This window comes from Novosphingobium resinovorum, assembly GCF_027922145.1.
Lineage (GTDB): Bacteria > Pseudomonadota > Alphaproteobacteria > Sphingomonadales > Sphingomonadaceae > Novosphingobium > Novosphingobium resinovorum.
On the sequence record NZ_BSFC01000030.1, the window covers coordinates 183,278 to 200,461 of the forward strand.

At 63.9% G+C, this 17,184-nt stretch carries 9 protein-coding genes and 1 other annotated feature; of the genes, 3 read left to right on the forward strand and 6 right to left on the reverse strand.

Features of this window, described 5'->3' with window-relative positions; genetic code table 11:
- Positions 1-2: 2 nt before the first annotated feature.
- The 4 genes from kaiC to PKE80_RS18850 form a co-directional block, all read right to left on the reverse strand.
- Positions 3-1,679 (reverse strand): circadian clock protein KaiC, encoded by a 1,677-nt coding sequence (gene kaiC, locus PKE80_RS18835; RefSeq protein ID WP_271183812.1) that lies wholly within the window; start codon positions 1,677-1,679, stop codon positions 3-5.
- A 93-nt stretch (positions 1,680-1,772) separates the two neighbouring features.
- Positions 1,773-3,188, reverse strand: a complete 1,416-nt coding sequence (locus tag PKE80_RS18840) for an L-serine ammonia-lyase (RefSeq protein WP_271183813.1) — start codon at positions 3,186-3,188, stop codon at positions 1,773-1,775.
- A gap of 115 nt (positions 3,189-3,303) precedes the next feature.
- Positions 3,304-3,600, reverse strand: coding sequence for a putative quinol monooxygenase (locus PKE80_RS18845; RefSeq protein ID WP_271183814.1), 297 nt, complete (start codon positions 3,598-3,600; stop codon positions 3,304-3,306).
- Between the two features lie 4 nt (positions 3,601-3,604).
- Positions 3,605-3,907, reverse strand: a complete 303-nt coding sequence (locus PKE80_RS18850) for a putative quinol monooxygenase (RefSeq protein WP_271183815.1) — start codon at positions 3,905-3,907, stop codon at positions 3,605-3,607.
- Positions 3,908-4,220: 313 nt separating this feature from the next.
- On the opposite strand from PKE80_RS18850, the gene PKE80_RS18855 reads away from it, so the two are divergent.
- From PKE80_RS18855 to PKE80_RS18865, 3 genes are all read left to right on the forward strand, one after another.
- Positions 4,221-6,701 carry a TonB-dependent receptor gene (locus PKE80_RS18855; protein ID WP_271183816.1) on the forward strand — a complete coding sequence of 827 codons (2,481 nt, stop codon included), beginning with the start codon at positions 4,221-4,223 and terminating at the stop codon, positions 6,699-6,701.
- 10 nt (positions 6,702-6,711) lie between these two features.
- On the forward strand, positions 6,712-8,853 hold the full coding sequence (locus tag PKE80_RS18860) for a PQQ-dependent dehydrogenase, methanol/ethanol family (protein ID WP_271183817.1): 2,142 nt from the start codon (positions 6,712-6,714) through the stop codon (positions 8,851-8,853).
- Positions 8,854-9,050: 197 nt separating this feature from the next.
- Positions 9,051-11,531, forward strand: coding sequence for an AMP-binding protein (locus PKE80_RS18865; RefSeq protein ID WP_271183818.1), 2,481 nt, complete (start codon positions 9,051-9,053; stop codon positions 11,529-11,531).
- 488 nt (positions 11,532-12,019) lie between these two features.
- On the opposite strand, the gene PKE80_RS18870 is transcribed toward PKE80_RS18865, so the two are convergent.
- Together PKE80_RS18870 and PKE80_RS18875 are read right to left on the reverse strand one after the other, a co-directional pair.
- Positions 12,020-13,501, reverse strand: a complete 1,482-nt coding sequence (locus PKE80_RS18870) for a SulP family inorganic anion transporter (RefSeq protein ID WP_271183819.1) — start codon at positions 13,499-13,501, stop codon at positions 12,020-12,022.
- A gap of 64 nt (positions 13,502-13,565) precedes the next feature.
- Positions 13,566-13,621, reverse strand: a sequence feature (sul1 is cis-regulatory element that is thought to sense ions involved in sulfur or methionine metabolism; They are found in Alphaproteobacteria).
- Between the two features lie 326 nt (positions 13,622-13,947).
- On the reverse strand, positions 13,948-17,184 hold the full coding sequence (locus PKE80_RS18875) for an efflux RND transporter permease subunit (protein ID WP_271183820.1): 3,237 nt from the start codon (positions 17,182-17,184) through the stop codon (positions 13,948-13,950).

Genomic DNA, 17,184 nt, shown 5'->3' on the forward strand with positions numbered 1-17,184 from the left:
GATCATCCCCTAAAAGCGCTTCGGCCGGTCGCAAGTTCCGCCAGATCGGACGCGGCCTGATCGCGGAAATCCGTTTCCGCCTGTATCAGCCGGAGCAATTCCGCCTCCTCCGCTGCGACGTCGGCCTGGAGCGCGGCGATTTCCACTTCGGCCTTGCGACGACGCTGCTCGACCTTCTGCTGCAGGGCGGTGACGGTAGTTCGTCGGTCTACCTCGTTGCGGCGGGCCTGCGCCTCGGCAAACCGCCGGGCCGAGCCGGTCAGCGCCCCATTCTCGCCCAGATAGGGTTCGACCAGGCTGATACCGTCGTCGCTCATGACGAATTCGCGCACCTGATTGGAGTGCGCCATGCCGCGCGCCTTCAGCAGATAAAGCTCGCGGTTGAACTCGCCGTTCACCTCGCGGTTGAGCAGCAGCAGCCAGGCATCCATCAGCGAGGACAGGCCGGCATCGGTCTGAGCCAGCGCCTGGTCGTGGGCGAGGTGGGTGAAGACGGCGGTGATGCCGTTGGACTTGAGGTAGTCCACCATCCGCAGCAGCATAGACTGGACTTCGAGTGTCTCGCCGCTGTCCATGAAGGCGGAGATCGGGTCGAGCACCACCAGCGAGGGACGGAAGCGCGCGATCTCGCGGATCATGATCGCAAGGTGCATCTCGAGACTGTAGAAGGTCGGCCGCGCCGATACGCAGCGCAGCAGGTCTCCTTCGATCCATGGCGCGATGTCGAGGCCGATCGAGCGCATGTTGCGCACGATCTGCCCGGCCGATTCCTCGAACGAGAAGATCATCGCCCGTTCGCCCCGGCGGCATGCGGCATCGACGAAGCACATCGCCATGGAGCTCTTGCCCGACCCGGCCACGCCTGAGACGAGGATGCTGCTGGCGCGATGAAAACCGCCGCCCGTCAGCATCTGATCGAGGTCGGCGATGCCGCTTGACACCCGTTCCTCGAAGACCTTGTGCGCAAGGCCGAGCGAACTGACCGGCAGGACGCTGAAGCCTTCCTCGCCGATCAGGAAAGGGTATTCGTTGGTGCCGTGGGCGGTGCCGCGATACTTTACGATGCGCATCCGGCGCGTCGAGATCTGGTTGTGGACGCGGTGGTCGAGCAGGATCACGCAGTCGGAGACGTATTCCTCAAGCCCCTGCCGCGTGAGCGAGCCGTCGCCGCGCTCGCCGGTGATCACGGCGGTCAGGCCCTTTCCCTTTAGCCAGTCGAACAGGCGGCGGATTTCCGCGCGCAGGATCGCGGGATTCTGGAAGGCCGAGAACAGGCTCTCGATCGTGTCCAGGACAATGCGTTTGGCGCCGACCTCGTCGATGGCGAGTTCGAGGCGCAGGAACAGGCCCTCCAGGTCGTAGTCGCCCACTTCGGCCAGTTCGGAAGGTTCGACGGCGATGTGCTCGATGGCGACGAGGCCCTTTTCGACGAGGCTGTCGAGCCCGAAGCCAAGCGAGGCGACGTTATCGACGATGTCCCTCGGGCGCTCCTCGAAGGTCACGAACACGCCCGGCTCGCCTTCCCGCGCGCCGTTGACGAGGAACGTCGAGGCGAACAGCGTCTTGCCGCAGCCTGCCGAGCCACATACGAGGGTGGGGCGTCCGCGCGGCAGGCCGCCCATGGTGATGTCGTCGAAGCCTTCGATACCCGTCAGGGCCTTTTCGATGCCGGCAGTCATGCTCGTCCCGATTTGATCGCAGAATCGGTGCTTATGCGAGCCCCCGATGCGAGGCAAACGATCTCATCCGCGCCGGGTTCCGAGTTGGCCGGATCAGCATTCCACGACGTTGGCGGCAAGACCGCCAAGGCTGGTTTCCTTGTACTTGCTGGCCATGTCTACGCCCGTCTGGCGCATCGTCTCGATCACCGCGTCGAGGCTGACGATATGGCGTCCGTCGCCCTGAAGCGCGAGGTAGGCGGCGTTGATGGCCTTGACCACGCCCATCGTGTTGCGTTCGATGCAGGGGATCTGGACGAGGCCACCGATGGGATCGCAGGTGAGCCCGAGGTTATGCTCCATGCCGATCTCGGCGGCATTCTCGATCTGCTGGTTGGTGCCGCCGAGCGCCGCTACGAGCCCCGCCGCCGCCATCGAGCAGGCGACGCCGACTTCGCCCTGGCACCCCATCTCGGCGGCCGAGATCGACGCGCGCTTCTTGTAGAGGAAGCCGATCGCCGCAGCCGTTAGCAACAGCGTGCGCTCGCCCTCACGGTCGGCACCGGGCACGAACTTGCGGTAGTAGAGCAGGGTTGCCGGGATGACCCCGGCGGCGCCGTTGGTGGGGGCGGTGACGACGCGGCCGCCCGCTGCGTTCTCCTCGTTCACGGCAAGCGCGAAGAGGCTGACCCATTCGAAGGTCTGGGCCGGGCCGAAGCTGTCCTTCTGGGCGCGCAGGCGGGTATGGATCGTCCGGGCGCGGCGACGCACTTTGAGGCCGCCGGGCAGCAGGCCCTCTTGTCTGAGCCCGCGCTGGACGCAGGCGTCCATGGCATCGATGATACGGTCGAGCCCGGCCAGCGTCTCCGCCTCCGGGCGCCAGACGCCTTCGTTGCGCAGCACCAGCGTGGCGAAGCAGAGCCCGGTTTCCTCGCCCAGCGCAAGCAGCCCTGCGCCGGAGGAGAACGGGAAAGGCTGGCGCAGGTTGTGGCCGCTCTCGGGCGTCAGGGGTGCAAGGGACGTCGCATCGCCGCGCACCACCGCGCCGCCCCCGACAGAGTACCAGTGCTGCTCCACCGGCTTCGCCCCTTCGCTGAACCATGCGGTGAAGCGCATGCCATTGGCGTGGGCGGGCAGGAACTCGCCGAAATGGAAGACGAGGTCGGTGCTCTCGTTAAACGCGATCTCGGTGTCGAACGTCCGGCTGGCAAGGCGGCCGTGCTCGCGAATGTCGGCGACGATCGCGGGCACCGCATCGGGATCGGCCGATTCCGGGCGCAGGCCGGAGAGACCCAGTAACACCGCCGCGTCGGTCGCATGGCCGCGCCCGGTCAGTGCGAGTGAGCCGTAGAGGTCGCAGGCCACACGTGACGGCGTTTGCGGTAGGCTCTCCATGAATGCCAGCGCCGCGCGCATCGGACCGACTGTGTGCGAACTCGACGGACCTATACCGATAGAGAAGATGTCGAGAGCGCTGATCGCAACTGCCGAGAGTTCGGCGTCGGAGGGGGGGAGGGCGGTCGTGTGCATATCGGTTTCCGATGCCGGTATAGCGCAGTGGATCATCGGGGAAAGGGGCCAGTTCCAGCTGAAGTGCCGGGGCCAGCAGCACACCGATCGTCAGGCCCTGTCGGCAGATCGGTGTTCAAGGCAGCGAGCGGTAGAACTCCAGTTTCATGTCCTCGGCCACGCATTCGAGGATCGGCGGGACGAGCCGGTCGTGAAAGTCGATATGCATGTGCTTTTCGTAAGCGGCCTCGTCGCGGAAAGTGGCGACGACCTGGAACAGGTCGGGGTCCGCCTCCGACTGGAACAGTTCATAGACGAGGGCATCGGGCTCGTTTTCGAACACCAGACCCTTCAGTTCGGATTGCAGGGCGATCATGTCGTCGCGCTTTTCCGGCCGGGTGCGCAGCTGGGCGATGAAGCTCTTGGCGGGCATAGGGTCAGGCCCTTCCATGAGGTGCGAGGTCGAACAGGAGCTCGCGTTCGTACGTGCCTTCCATGCAGCCGACGATCTTCTCGATCAGCGGCTTGTTGTGATCGTAAGCCATGTGGGCCTCGTCGGCGGCCTCATCGACGAAACTTTCGTGGACGGCGAACATGCCAGGTTCGGCAAGGCGGAAGAACTTGTAGACAAGCGTGCCCGGTTCCTGCTTCGACAAATCCTCCATCTGGCGGGCGAGGGCGATGAAATCGTCCTGCCGGTCGTGGCGGACGCGGAAGCGGGACAGGAAACTGAAGGCCATGAGGCACTCTCTCCTTTCAGTGCGGGACGAGTCGCTCTCGTTCCCGCAGGTTCTCTCCGAATGCCGCGCCTATCTTGGCGCGTGCTCCGTGGAATCGAGGATAGGCGATCACAGAATAAAAACAATCATGAATGCATGCTATATCGCGTTTCCCTGCCCCCCGAGAGGTTTGTCGACAACCACCGCATGAGCCCGGGGCATATGATGAAAATAGTCATCAAAAAAACATACATGAATGATTGCCAAACGCCGTCTTCGTGATAATCCTTGATGCAACCCGCAAACAAATGGCGGGGCACAAGGAGAGAGAGGCATGTTCACCAGGCAGCTTTACTGCTCGTCTTGCGCGTTCGCGCTCGTCGCCGGAATCGCAAGCACGCCAGCCTTCGCACAGGACACTTCGACCACGGACGCAGCGCCACAAGAATCGGGGCAGCAATCGTCGGGTGGCCTGGCCGAGATTGTCGTCACCGCAACCCGCCGCGCCACCGACCTTCAGTCCACGCCGGTCTCGGTCTCGGCGGTGGACAGCACGTTGATCGCGCAGGCCGCCCCGCGCGACCTCGGCGACATCGCGGCGTTCGTGCCGAACTTCTCGGCCGCGACGATCGCCAACTTCAATGCCGCCAGCTTTGCGATGCGCGGCGTCGGGCAGACCTCGATCATCGTCTATTTCGAGCCGCCGGTGGCGGTGCTGGTGGACGACTTCGTAGTGCCCTCGGTCCAGACTCAGCTGCTCGACACTTTCGACATTGCGCAGGTCGAAGTGCTGCGCGGCCCGCAGGGCACGCTGTTCGGCAAGAACACTACGGGCGGCGTCGTCACCGTGCGCACCAAGCGCCCGCAGATGGAGTACGTGGGCGTCGATGCCCGCGCCGAGTACGGCGACTTCGGCCAGAAGAAAGTGCAGGCCGCGCTCAACGTGCCGATCGGCGATATCGCCGCCTTCCGCCTCGTCGGCGGTTACGAGAAGTCTGACGGGTTCTACAAGAACGGGGCCTGTTACGGCCCGGTCACCGGCTTCGTCGACAACAAGTTCCAGGGGCGCAGCGGCTGCCTTGGCGGCGAGACGATCGGCGGCAAGGACGTTTGGCAGGCCCGGGCCAAGCTGCTGGTCGAGCCTTCGCCCAATTTCAGCGCGCTGTTCCAGTACGAATGGATCCGCGACCGGTCGGACTCGGTGCCGTCGGTGAACGAGAACTACCTCTATACCGGCACCAATCCCTTCGTTACCGACCTGCTCGGGCTGACCGATCCGAATGCGCAGGGCACCGATCCGCTGAAGCGGGCGGCCTATACCGGACGGCACGACGGCCTGCTGTTCATGGACAAGGGCCAGCGCATTTCGGTCGACGGGCTCTACGCCAACCTCGAATATGACACCGGCATCGGCACCGTCACTTCGGTCTCGGGCTATCGCAACCAGCGCTCGCGCATTCCCAACTCCTACGCGGGTGCGACGGCCGTGGCGGAAGACGGCCAGTACCTGTCGTTCTTCGACGCGACCCGCGATGACAACCGCAAGACTTGGCAGCAGGAACTGCGCTTCGCCTCCGACCTGCAGGGGCCGTTCAATTTCGTCGCGGGCGGGTTCTACCAGCGCGACAAGATCGATTTCTGCGTGGCGCAGATACTCGGGTTCCTCGACCTCACCTCCGGTCCGCTGCCGTTCGGCAACTGGAACGATACGCCGTACGTCCTGTGCAACGCGCAGCGGGCCAAGTCGCGCGCGGTGTTCCTCGAAGGCACGCTGAAGCTGGGCGAGAAGCTGACGATCGCGGCGGGCGGGCGCTATACCTGGGACGACAAGACCTGGCTCGGCCGGCAGCAGACCTTCATTCCGGCACTGAACGGCGGCTTCGACCCGACGATCACCATCAACGAGGCGCTCGACGCCAGCGTCTACAAGTACCCGGCGGGCGTCGTCAGCGTGAAGGGCAAGTGGCGCGAGCCGACCTACCGCGCCAGCATCAGCTATCAGGCCACCGACGATATCTTCGTCTTTGGCGGCTACTCGCATGGCTACAAGGGCGGCGGTTTCAACGACCAGATCGGCGGCTTCGCGGCCTTCGGCACCGACCTCGACGCCTTCCGCGCCGCCGCGCGGCCGACCGATCCGGAAAAGGCCGACAGCTTCGAACTGGGCTTCAAGTCGCAGTTCCTCGACAACCGGCTGCGCTTCAACCTCACCGGTTTCTACGTGAAGTACAAGGATCTGCAGAAGCAGCTCAACGTGCCAATCGTGGTCAACGGCCAGCCCAATCAGGTTACGTTGTTCGTCAACGCCGCCAGCGCCGACGTGAAGGGTATCGAAGCGGAACTCTCCGCCACTCCGGTCGAGGGCCTGACCCTGCGCGGCGTGCTCGGCTACCAGGACGGTAAGTACAAGACCTATACCGCCGAGAACGCGGGCTATGACCTGGCCTCCGCTCCGCTGGACCGCGCGCCGAAGTGGCAGTGGACGCTGGACGGCTCCTATGCGCTGCCGCTGGGCAGCGACTACAAGCTGACCGTGAACGGCAACGTCGCGTATACCGGGCGCAACCTCAATACGCAGGCGATCGACGATCCGCTGGGCAACACGTTCCTCAATGCGAGGACGCTGGTGAACGGCTCGATCACGCTCGCGCAGGCGGATGACCGCTACTACGTGCGCCTGATCGGCAAGAACCTGACCGACAAGCGCTACCGCGTGGCGGTGCAGAACGTCGCGGGGCTGTGGCTCAACTCGCAATACGGGGCGCCGCGTTACTTCGGTGTCGAACTCGGGCTGTCGTTCGGCGACCATCTTTGAGAGGTGCTTGATGTTTGAGGCAAAGGTGCTGCGCTGGGGAATCCCTCTTGCGCTGACGTGGTCGCTCGCGGCCTGCGGATCGGCGGATCAGCAGGCGCTGGCAGGCAAGGGCGCTCCCGAAGGCTGGGAGCGCCAGCTCGACGACGGCAGCGACGGCGAGGACTGGCCCGCTTTCGGCCGAACGTACGGCGAGCAGCACTACAGCCCGCTTGATCAGGTCAACGCCGGGAACGTCAAGGATCTCGGCCTCGTCTGGGCGGTGGACCTTCCGGCGGGCAACCCCGCGACCGGGCCGATCGAGGTGGGCGGCACGGTCTATCTCGCCAGCGGCTATTCGGTGGTCCGCGCGATCGACGTCGCTTCCGGCAAGGTGAAATGGGAACACGATCCCAAGGCCCCCGAAGCCTCCGGCATCCGCCTCAGGCAGGGCTGGGGCAGTCGCGGCATCGCCTACTGGAATCACAAGGTCATCACCGCTACGCAGGACGGCCGCCTCGTTGCGCTCGACGAGAAGACCGGCAAGCCCGTCTGGACCGTGCAGACGCTGGAGGAGGGCGCGCCGATGTTCATCTCCGGACCGCCGCGCGTGTTCGATGGCAAGGTGATCATCGGCAATGCCGGGTCCGACGAAAGCGCGGTGCGCGGCTTCGTCACCGCCTTCGATGCGGACAGCGGCAGGCAGCTCTGGAAGTTCTACACCGTCCCCGGCGACCCGGCGAAGGGCTTCGAGGACGAGACGCAGAAGATGGCCGCGAAGACCTGGAGCGGCGACTGGTGGAAGTACGGCGGCGGCGGTTCGGTGTGGAACGCCATCACTTACGACAAGGCCAACGACCAGATTCTGCTCGGCACCGGCAACGGCGCGCCTTGGAACCACAAGATCCGTTCTCTGGGCAAGGGCGACAACCTGTTCGTCTGCTCGATCGTCGCGCTCGATGCGAAGACGGGCAAGTACAAATGGCACTACCAGATCAACCCCGGCGAAAGCTGGGACTTCAACGCCGCGATGGATATGGAACTGGCCGACCTGACCATCGACGGCAAGCCGCGTCAGGTGGTGATGACGGCGCCGAAGAACGGCTTCTACTACGTGATCGACCGGAAGGATGGAAAGCTGATCTCGGCCGAGCCTTTCGTGGAAGTGACGTGGGCGAAGAAGATCGACCTTGCCACCGGCCGTCCGGTCGAGAACCCCGGCGTGCGCTACGAAAGCGGCAGGACTTCGTTCCGCCCGACGCCGCTCGGTGCGCATAGCTGGATGCCGATGGCATACAGCCCGAAGACGAAGTTGACCTATATTCCCGCCATCGATTTGCAGGCGCACTTCGACGATACTGGCATCACCCGGGAAAATTTCAAGTTCGCCGAGGGCATGGGACTGTCTCCGGGCGTCGGCTACGCGATCGACGCGGGGGGCAAGGACGTCACCGGCTGGCTCGTCGCCTGGGACCCGGTGGCGCAGAAGGCGCGCTGGAAGCTGCCGATGCCCACGCACGGCAACGGCGGCATCATGGCGACGGGCGGGAACCTGGTGTTCCAGGGGCGGCCCGACGGCGGCTTTTCGGCCTATGACGCCGAGGACGGCAAGCGCTTGTGGAACTTCGATGCGCGCGCGGGCGTGGTGGCGCCGCCGATCACGTACCGCGTCAACGGCAAGCAGTACGTCACGGTGATCGCCGGGATCGGCACCAGCGTCGGCCTGTTCGGCCCGATGTTTGCGCAGTATGGCATCGATTACCGCACGCAGGCGCGGCGGGTGCTGACTTTCGCGATCGGCGGCAAGCAACAGTTGCCGCCGCGCGAACCTTACAAGGCCGTCGCCTTCGAGGATGCCGACTTCAAGCCGGACGCCGGCAAGGCCGCGCGCGGAGAGGGCATCTTCGGCGGTCGCTGTGCGGTCTGCCATGGCACCTCGGTCATCGCGGGCGGCACCGCGCCGGACCTGCGTACTTCGCCGATCCCTGCCAATTCGGAGGCGTTCGCCGAAGTGGTCCGCAACGGCGCGCTGGTTCCTGCGGGAATGCCGAAATTCGGCGAATTCACGCCCGATCAGGTCGAGGCCCTACGCCAGTACATCCGCACCCGCGCCGAAGTCCTGCGCAGCGGACGGCCCGACAGTGCAGTAGGGTCTGCGCACAAGACCGGGGAGTGATCTGCGTTTCGGCAAGGGGCGCCCGGAAAGGGCGCCCCGATCCTCCGATCACGCTTCTCGGTTGGTATTTCTCAGCATTTTCCTGAAGTAAAAAGAGGATTTACCCTTCCGCTCATTGCTCGGGGGTGTGTTGCGCAAGAACTGATTCGTGTCGTTCGTCACCATCGCCCGCCGGCGATCAGTAGAGGGGCTCTGCAGTGCGCAAACAGAAGTTTACAGCGACCGCGCTCGTTACTCGTAGTTCACTGTCTTACATCCGCAGCGTGTTCGCGCTTGGCGAGGCCCGCCAGGCCTTCGTCAACGTTCATGACGAGGCCCACGCGGAAGGCCTTACCGGACTGGAAATCGTTTCCTGCATCACGCCGGACGACGGAGGCGGCTGGTTCGATGAAAGCCATCCGCTGATCCATGAAGATCGGCCTGCGCAGGTCACGTACACTTCGGGCACCGAAGGCAAGCCCAAGGGCATCGTCCTGACTTACGCCAATCTTGCGGATGCAGCGGAGCGGATCATCGACCAGATGGGCCTGACCGCAGAAGTGCGCGAGTATGTTGGCGTGCCGGTCACCTACAGCTTCGGCATCGGCCGCATCCGCGCAGTCAGCGCGGTCGGTGGATGCGCATATCTGCCGCCGCGAGGTTTCGATCCCCTCGAACTGGCTCGCATGCTGAGGTCGGGTGAGGTGAACGCCTTGTCCGCAGTCCCCACTCTTCTGCGTATCCTGCTGCAGCGGCGGTCCGTCATCGGGGATGCAGGCAAGAAGCTGCTGTGGCTGGAGATCGGTTCGCAATACATGTCGGGCGCTGAAAAGCGCGGCATTCGCGAGATGTTTCCCAATGCCCGCATCGTACAGCATTATGGCCTGACGGAAGCCTCGCGCAGCACTTTCCTCCAGATTTCCGACGTTCCGGATGCCGCGCTGGATTCAGTCGGCAAAGCCGTCGGCGCGACCGAGGTGGCGATTTCCGAAGAAGGACGCATCTGCATTCGCGGTCCGCACGTTGCGCGCTGGAAGCTGGATGCCGGCGAAATGCGCGATCTTTGCGGCGCCGACGGCTGGCTGGAGACCAGCGACCTCGGCCATATCGACGATGGCTATCTCTATTACGACGGGAGAGCGGACGACCTGATCAACTCAGGCGGCGTGAAGCTGAACCCGGATTTGCTCGAGATGCGCATTTCCCAGCTTCTCGGCCAGAGCGGCAGAGCTGTCGTGGCGAAAGTGCCTGACGCGCTTCGGGGCGAGGGCGTGCTGGTCGCCACGGATGCGACGGACATCGCCGCCGACCGGCTTCATTCGGCGGCGGCAGAGGCCCTGAAGGAATTCGGCGTCGTTGCCGGGGATTCCCTCCACATCCGTGTCATCCCGAAGATTCCGCGCACGGCGACGGGCAAGGCCATGCGCCGCGTCATGACCCAGGATTTCGTCGAGGAGCGCAAGGCTGCCGTCGTCGATCCCGTGCCCGATCGGGCACCCGAAGCGGCGCCGCGCGACGTCCAGGGGTTCTTCCGGCAGTTCTTCCCCGGACGGCGCATCGGCGCCCACGACAGTTTCGAAAGCCTGGGCGGGGACTCACTAAGCTACATCCAGTTCTCGCTTGGTTTCGAAGGACGTTTCGGTGCCCTGCCGGACGGGTGGGAGTCGCTCACTGTCGAGCAACTGGAAAAGAGCGCCGGCCCGCCGGCAGGAGACAACTGGCGCAAGCTCGACACCGCGATGCTGACGCGCGCGTTCTTCATGATCTGCATCGTGGCCTTGCATCTCGACACGTTCGTCTACAGCAAGAACTGGGGCGCAGCCTATTTCCTGTTCATGCTGTGCGGCTACAGCGTCATGCGCTTCCAGTGGCCGGAGATCAGCCGGACCGGAAAGCTGGGTACGATCTTCGGGACGGTGCTGAGCGTAGCTATCCCGACGTTGATGGTGACGATCGCAATGCAGCTGTGGGCCAGGAACCTCGAACTGAAGCCCCTGCTCTTGATATCGAACTGGTTCGACCCGCATCAATATCATGTGGCCTATTACTATTTCGCTGAAATCTACATGCAATTGCTGCTCGTCGTGGCGGCGCTCTTCTCTATCCCGGCCATTCGTAGATTTCTCAAGGCGAGGCCGATGAGCTTCTGCACGATGCTGCTGATCGCCGCGACCGTAGGAAGCTGGATGGTCGAGAAAGTCTGGGACACCAACTACATTTTCCATCGCACGCCGATCTGGTATCTGTGGACGGTTGCCGCGGGCATGCTGATAGCAAGTGCGCGAGACTTGCGGAGCCGGATCGTGGCCATGCCGATAGTGACGGTCGCGGTGCTTCTGCACCACGGTTTCACGTCCGCCAGCGGCTATATCGTGGGCGGCGTGGCCCTGTTGCTCTTCGGGACATCCATCAAGGTTCCGCCTGTTGCGAAATCCATCGTTTCCGAGGTCGCCGGGTCTTCGATGTTCATGTACCTCAGTCACTATCAGGTCAGGTCGCTGATCATTCGGGTGTTTCATGGCCCGAAGCCATGGGTTGCGCTTTCCGTCGCCATCGGGTTCGGCATCGTCTTTGCCCATGCTTACGCCTGGACCGAACGCAAGGTGCGCGGCTTCCTGCGGGCGCGGGAGGAGGGTACGGGCAGTCCAGCCACCTACGCATACGAAGAGCCTGCAGGACTGGTCAAAGCAATCAGTTGAATGTCTTGCCGGTGTCGATGACCCTGCTCGCGACAGCCACCTTTGGGGTGGTGATGCCGGCCGGCAATATGCGAATGCAAAAAAGGAGCGGCCGCAAGCGACGAGGCGATGCATGCGGCCGCTCCCTGCGCTTTTGTCAGCGTCCCGCTAGCAGGCGCGGGTAAAATGAAAAGCGTGAGCCTCGGCGAATTTCGCAATTCGATCGCCAAGCTTGCCGGACGGATACGAACGGACACGCTGTTCCTGCCCGCAAGGTGACAGGGTTTACACGGTTGACACGGTCCAGAAGGAAACGGTGTCACCTTGGGCCGGAAATGTGTCACCTTGCGGTTGTAAGGTGACACATTTTGCCGCGGATGTGTCACCTTGTGCGGGTGAGGTGTCACCTTGCGGTGTAACCTTGTGCAGTGTGAGGCGATCAGGCTGGGCATGGGCGCAATGTACCGGGCCCGACGACGTGTAGGAAAGCGGCTTGCCCGAGCGCTCCTTCAGGCGACAGGGCTGCCGACGGTGGGGGCCAGGCGATCAACCAGGATCGCGCTCGCCGCATTCAGGCCGATCACCTCGACTGCGATGCCGTGGTGTCGCATCTTCGTAACCACATCCTCCAGTGCACCGACCGCAGTGATGTCCCACAAATGGCTGGCGGTCAGGTCGATGAGGACATGGGCGACCGTGTCGCGCAGGTCGAAGCGATCAGCGAAAATCTCTGCACTGGCGAAGAAGATCTGGCCCGTGACGGTGTAGGTGCGCGTGTCGGTCGCCGGGTCATAATCCTCGCGCACGTCCATCAGACGCGTCACCTTGAAGGCGAAGAATACACCACTGAGCAACACCCCCACCGTGACGCCCGCCGAGAGATCATGCGTTGCGACGGTGACGATGACGGTGGCGACCATGACGATGCCGGATACCTTGGGATGCCGGGCAAGGTCGCGGATGGATCCCCAGGAAAAGGTGCTTGCCGATACCATAATCATGATCGCGACCAGTGCCGCCACCGGCACTTGTGCGACCCAGGGGCGGAGCGGCACCATGACCAGGAGGAGGAATACCCCTGCGACCAGCGTAGACAACCGCCGCCGCCCGCCGTAGCGCACATTGCCGACCGTCTGGCCGATCATGCCGCAACCGGCGATGCCGCCGAACAGCGCGGCGGCGACATTGGCAAGGCCCAGGCCCGTGCATTCGCGTGCCTTGGAACTGGCCGTCTCGGTCAGGTCGTCCACCACACTTGCCGTCATCATGGATTCCAGAAGGCCGACTGCCGCCATGGCCAGCGCATAAGGGGCGACGATGCGCAACGTCTGGCCGTCAAAGGGCACGGCGGGAAGCGTGAAGGCCGGCAGCGAGGCGGGCAGACGGCCCAGATCTGCGACAGTGTGGATGGGCATGGGAAAGGCGATGCTGATCGCGGTGAGGATCAGGATGCAGATGAGCGGCGAGGGAATGGCCCTGGTAAGGCGCGGAGCCAGATAGATGATCGCCAGCCCCCCTGCGATCATCGCATATGTGTGCCAGGTGACATGCAGCATCTGCGGCACCTGCGCCGAGAAGATGAGGATGGCGAGCGCGTTGACGAAGCCCGTGCGCACGGATCGAGAGACGAAGCGCATCAGCACGTCGAGCTTGAGCAGGCCGAATATGATCTGGAACAGCCCGGCCAGCAGCGTGGCGGCCAGGAGATATTGGAGGCCATTGGTATGGACCAGGGCTGCCGCGACCAGCGCCACCGATCCCGCCGCCCCGGAGATCATGGCGGGCCGCCCACCGGCAAAGGCGATGACGATACCGATGATGAAGGAGGCGAACAGGCCCACCTCCGGATCGATGCCCGCCACGAAGGAAAAGGCGATGACCTCCGGGATCAGGGCGAAGGTGCCGACCATGCCGGCGAGTATGTCGCGCCGGGCATCGCCCACGCCGTTGAACCATTCGGCGCGGTAGCGCGAAAGAGGGGAGCTGTGCATGCTGGAAAACCGACGATGGTCGCAGGGGCAGCGGCGTGGATAGGGCGGATTGCCCTGCAACGAACGTTGTCCGGCGGATCGGCGGCCGGAATAGCCACCCGGAATTTCACCGGGTCCTTGCGAATGGATGCCTCCTAGCGCGGCCGTCAGGCCAATGCAATCGCAGGACTAAACGGCTCCAACCCGCTGTTCGAAAAGCCTGTCTGAGGATTATCTAAGCGGGGTTCGATAAGCGCGCGCCGGTGCCTGCTCGCTCAGGGTTTCACGCGCAAAGCCGGCGGCATAGCCGTCATGGTCCTGCGCCCGCCAAAAGGGCCGAGCACGTGAAATTGGTCAATTGAACAGACGCCTGACAAGGGCTCGCTGCCGACGAGATTGATATTGGCGGCCTCGAGATCATGCATGGAAATGAATGCTATGTGCGCGCGTCGCCGGTCTCGCCGTGATCATGCGCCATGGGGCAACGCCTGCTCCTGAAAGGTATGCCCTTCGTTGCAGTGTTCGTTCGGGGTGATCCGTTTCTGCCCGAAGCGGGCATAGAGGGTCGGTAGAACGAACAAGGTCAATAGCGTCGCTGAGATCAGGCCGCCAATCACGACGGTCGCCAGCGGTTTTTGCACTTCCGCGCCGGCGCCTGAACCCAGCGCCATGGGCACGAAGCCGAGGCTGGCGACCAGTGCCGTCATGGCTACCGGGCGCAGACGCTGCATGGCGCCGGTACGGGCAGCTTCGGCCCGCTCTATCCCCGAACGGATCAGGTCCTGGATGGAGCTGACCATGACGAGGCCATTGAGCACGGCGATGCCGGACAGGGCGATGAAGCCGACTGCTGCCGAGATCGAGAAGTCCATGCCTCGCACGAACAGAAGAAGGGCCCCGCCGACCAGGGCGAAAGGAACGCCGGTGAAGACGATCGCGGCATCGCGAACGCTTCCAAGTGCCCCGTAGAGCAGCAGCAGGATGAGCACGAAGCAGGCCGGGATGACGAGCTTCAGGCGTTCGCTGGCTGACTTCATGTTCTCGAACTGGCCGCCCCATTCGACATAGCTGCCAGCGGGCAGGCGCACCGTCCGGGCAATCGCGGCCTGGGCATCGGCTACCACGCTACCGACGTCGCGCCCACGCACGTTGGCCTGCACCACGACGCGGCGCTTGCCGTTCTCGCGGCTGATCTGGTTGGGGCCATCCACGAGGTTGATCTCGGCGACGCTGGCGAGAGGGACATGAGAGCCGCCGGGCACCGCCACCTGCAACTGTTGGAGCAGGTTGATGTCGGCACGTTGTGCATCGGAAAGGCGGATCACCACCGGGAAGCGGCGGTCGCCTTCGAAGATCATGCCCGAGGTACGCCCACCTATCGTAGCGGTGACGGTATCCTGCACGTCCTGTGCGGTGACACCGAGGCGAGCCATCGCATCGCGGTTCACCTTTATGTCGAGCATCGGCAGGCCGGTGGTCTGTTCGACCTTCACATCCGCAGCGCCCTCGGTCTTGCGCAGGATACCAGCGATCTGTTCGGCGGTGCGGTTCATCGTGTTGAAGTCGTCACCGAAGACCTTGACGGCGATGTCGCCGCGAACGCCCGCGATGAGTTCGTTGAAGCGCATCTGGATCGGCTGTGTGATCTCGTAGGCATTGCCGGGGAACTTCGCGAGTTCGCCTTCGATGCGAGCGACCAGGTCAGCCTTTTCCAGCTTCGGGTCCGGCCATTCCTCGCGTGGTTTGAGGATGACGAACATGTCGGTGGCGTTGGGCGGCATCGGGTCGGACGCAAGTTCGGCCGTGCCGGTCTTTGAGAAGACGAACTTCACCTCCGGCTGTTTCGACATCATCCGTTCGATCGGCACCTGCATCGCCTGGCTCTGCTGGACAGAAGTAGCGGGAATACGCAGGGCCTGGATGAGAATGTCGCCTTCGTCGAGCTGGGGCAGGAACACTTGTCCGAGCGAAATGAACGCAGCGGCGGCAAGGACAAGACTGCCCAGCGCCGCACCGATCGTGAAGCTGGGCCGCTTCATCGCCCGGTCGAGGCCCTGCGCGTAGCGCTGTTTGAGCGAGGTTATGATGAGGCCGTCCTCTTCCTCCACCCGTTTGGAGAGCCAGATGGCGACGATCGCGGGAACGAAGGTGAGCGACAGGACGAAGGCGAAGGCCAGCGCCATGATGACGGTAAGCGCCATCGGCACGAAAGTCTTGCCCTCGACATCGGTAAGGCTGAGCAAAGGCACGTAGACGAGGATGATGATCGCCTGGCCGTAAACCGAAGGGCGGATCATCTCGCGCGCGGCCGAAGTCACGGTCGCGAGACGTTCCTTCACGCTGAGGAGACGACCATGATGCTGCTGCTCCTCGGCGATCCGGCGCAGCGCGTTCTCGACGATGATGACCGCGCCATCGACGATCAGGCCGAAGTCGAGCGCGCCCAGACTCATCAGGTTGGCCGAAACCCCGGCCTTGAGCATGCCGAAGCCGGTCAGCATCATCGTCACCGGAATGACGAGCGCGGCGATGAGGGCGGCGCGGAAGTTGCCGAGCAGCAGGAACAGCACGACGATGACGAGGATCGCGCCTTCGCCGAGGTTCCTGGCGACGGTCTTGATGGTTGAATCGACCAGTGCGGTGCGGTTGAGAACCGGCTGAACCACGACATCGGGCGGCAGCGAGGCATTGATGGACTGTAGCTTGTCGGCAACCGCGGTCGCCACCGTGCGGCTGTTCTCGCCGATGCGCATGATGGCGGTGCCGACCACGACTTCGGTGCCGTTCTCGGACGCCGAGCCCATGCGGATGGCCTGGCCCGAACGAACCGATGCGACTTGGTCGAGCGTGATCGGCACCCCGTCGCGGGTGGCGACGACGGTGCGGCCCAGTTCCGCCGAATTGCGGATCAGCGCGTCGGAGCGGACGGCAAGCCCCTCGCCATTACGGTCGACGAAACCGCCCCCGACGCTGGTGTTGTTGCGCTCCAGTGCGTTGCCCAGGTCGGTCAGCGAGAGGTCGAGCGCGGCAAGCCTCTGAATGTCGGGAACGACCAGGAACTGCCTGGCATAGCCGCCGATGGAATCGACGCCGGCCAGCCCCTTGGTGCTTTTCAGCAGCGGGGTGACGATCCAGTCCTGCGCCGTGCGCAGATAGGTCGCCTTCTCCGCCTCCGTGGTCAGTCGTTCACCTTCGGGGGTTATGTAACTGCCGTCGGGCTGCTGGCCGGGTTCACCCGGTCGATGCTTGTCGTCGGCGCGGTGCTGGAGCTTGACGGTCCACATGTAGACTTCGCCAAGCCCCGTGGCGATCGGCCCCATCTCGGGGTTCACGCCATCGGGCAGGTTCTCAGCGACGCCCTGCAGGCGTTCGCCGACCTGCTGGCGGGCGAAATAGATGTCGGTGGAGTCCGAGAAGACCGCCGTTACTTGCGCAAAGCCGTTGCGGCTGAGCGAGCGGGTGAAGTCGAGGCCGGGGATGCCGGCCAGTGCCGTCTCGATCGGGAACGAGACCTGCTTCTCCACCAGTTCGGGCGAGAGGGCGGGCGCGCGGACGTTGATCTGGACCTGGTTGTTGGTGATGTCCGGCACGGCATCGATCGGCAGGCGGGAAAGCGATGCCGCACCGATGACGGCGGCAATGGCGGTGAGAAGCAGGACGAGCCAGCGCTTCTCGACCGCCCATGTGACTACGCGGGCGATCAT

Coding starts and splice junctions, on each gene's coding strand:
- PKE80_RS18855 (WP_271183816.1), top strand. CDS start 4,221: ATGTTCACCAGGCAGCTTTACTGCTCGTCTTGCGCGTTCGCGCTCGTC.
- PKE80_RS18860 (WP_271183817.1), top strand. CDS start 6,712: ATGTTTGAGGCAAAGGTGCTGCGCTGGGGAATCCCTCTTGCGCTGACG.
- PKE80_RS18840 (WP_271183813.1), bottom strand. CDS start 3,188: ATGCACACGACCGCCCTCCCCCCCTCCGACGCCGAACTCTCGGCAGTT.
- PKE80_RS18850 (WP_271183815.1), bottom strand. CDS start 3,907: ATGGCCTTCAGTTTCCTGTCCCGCTTCCGCGTCCGCCACGACCGGCAG.
- kaiC (WP_271183812.1), bottom strand. CDS start 1,679: ATGACTGCCGGCATCGAAAAGGCCCTGACGGGTATCGAAGGCTTCGAC.
- PKE80_RS18875 (WP_271183820.1), bottom strand. CDS start 17,184: ATGATCGCCCGCGTAGTCACATGGGCGGTCGAGAAGCGCTGGCTCGTC.
- PKE80_RS18870 (WP_271183819.1), bottom strand. CDS start 13,501: ATGCACAGCTCCCCTCTTTCGCGCTACCGCGCCGAATGGTTCAACGGC.
- PKE80_RS18845 (WP_271183814.1), bottom strand. CDS start 3,600: ATGCCCGCCAAGAGCTTCATCGCCCAGCTGCGCACCCGGCCGGAAAAG.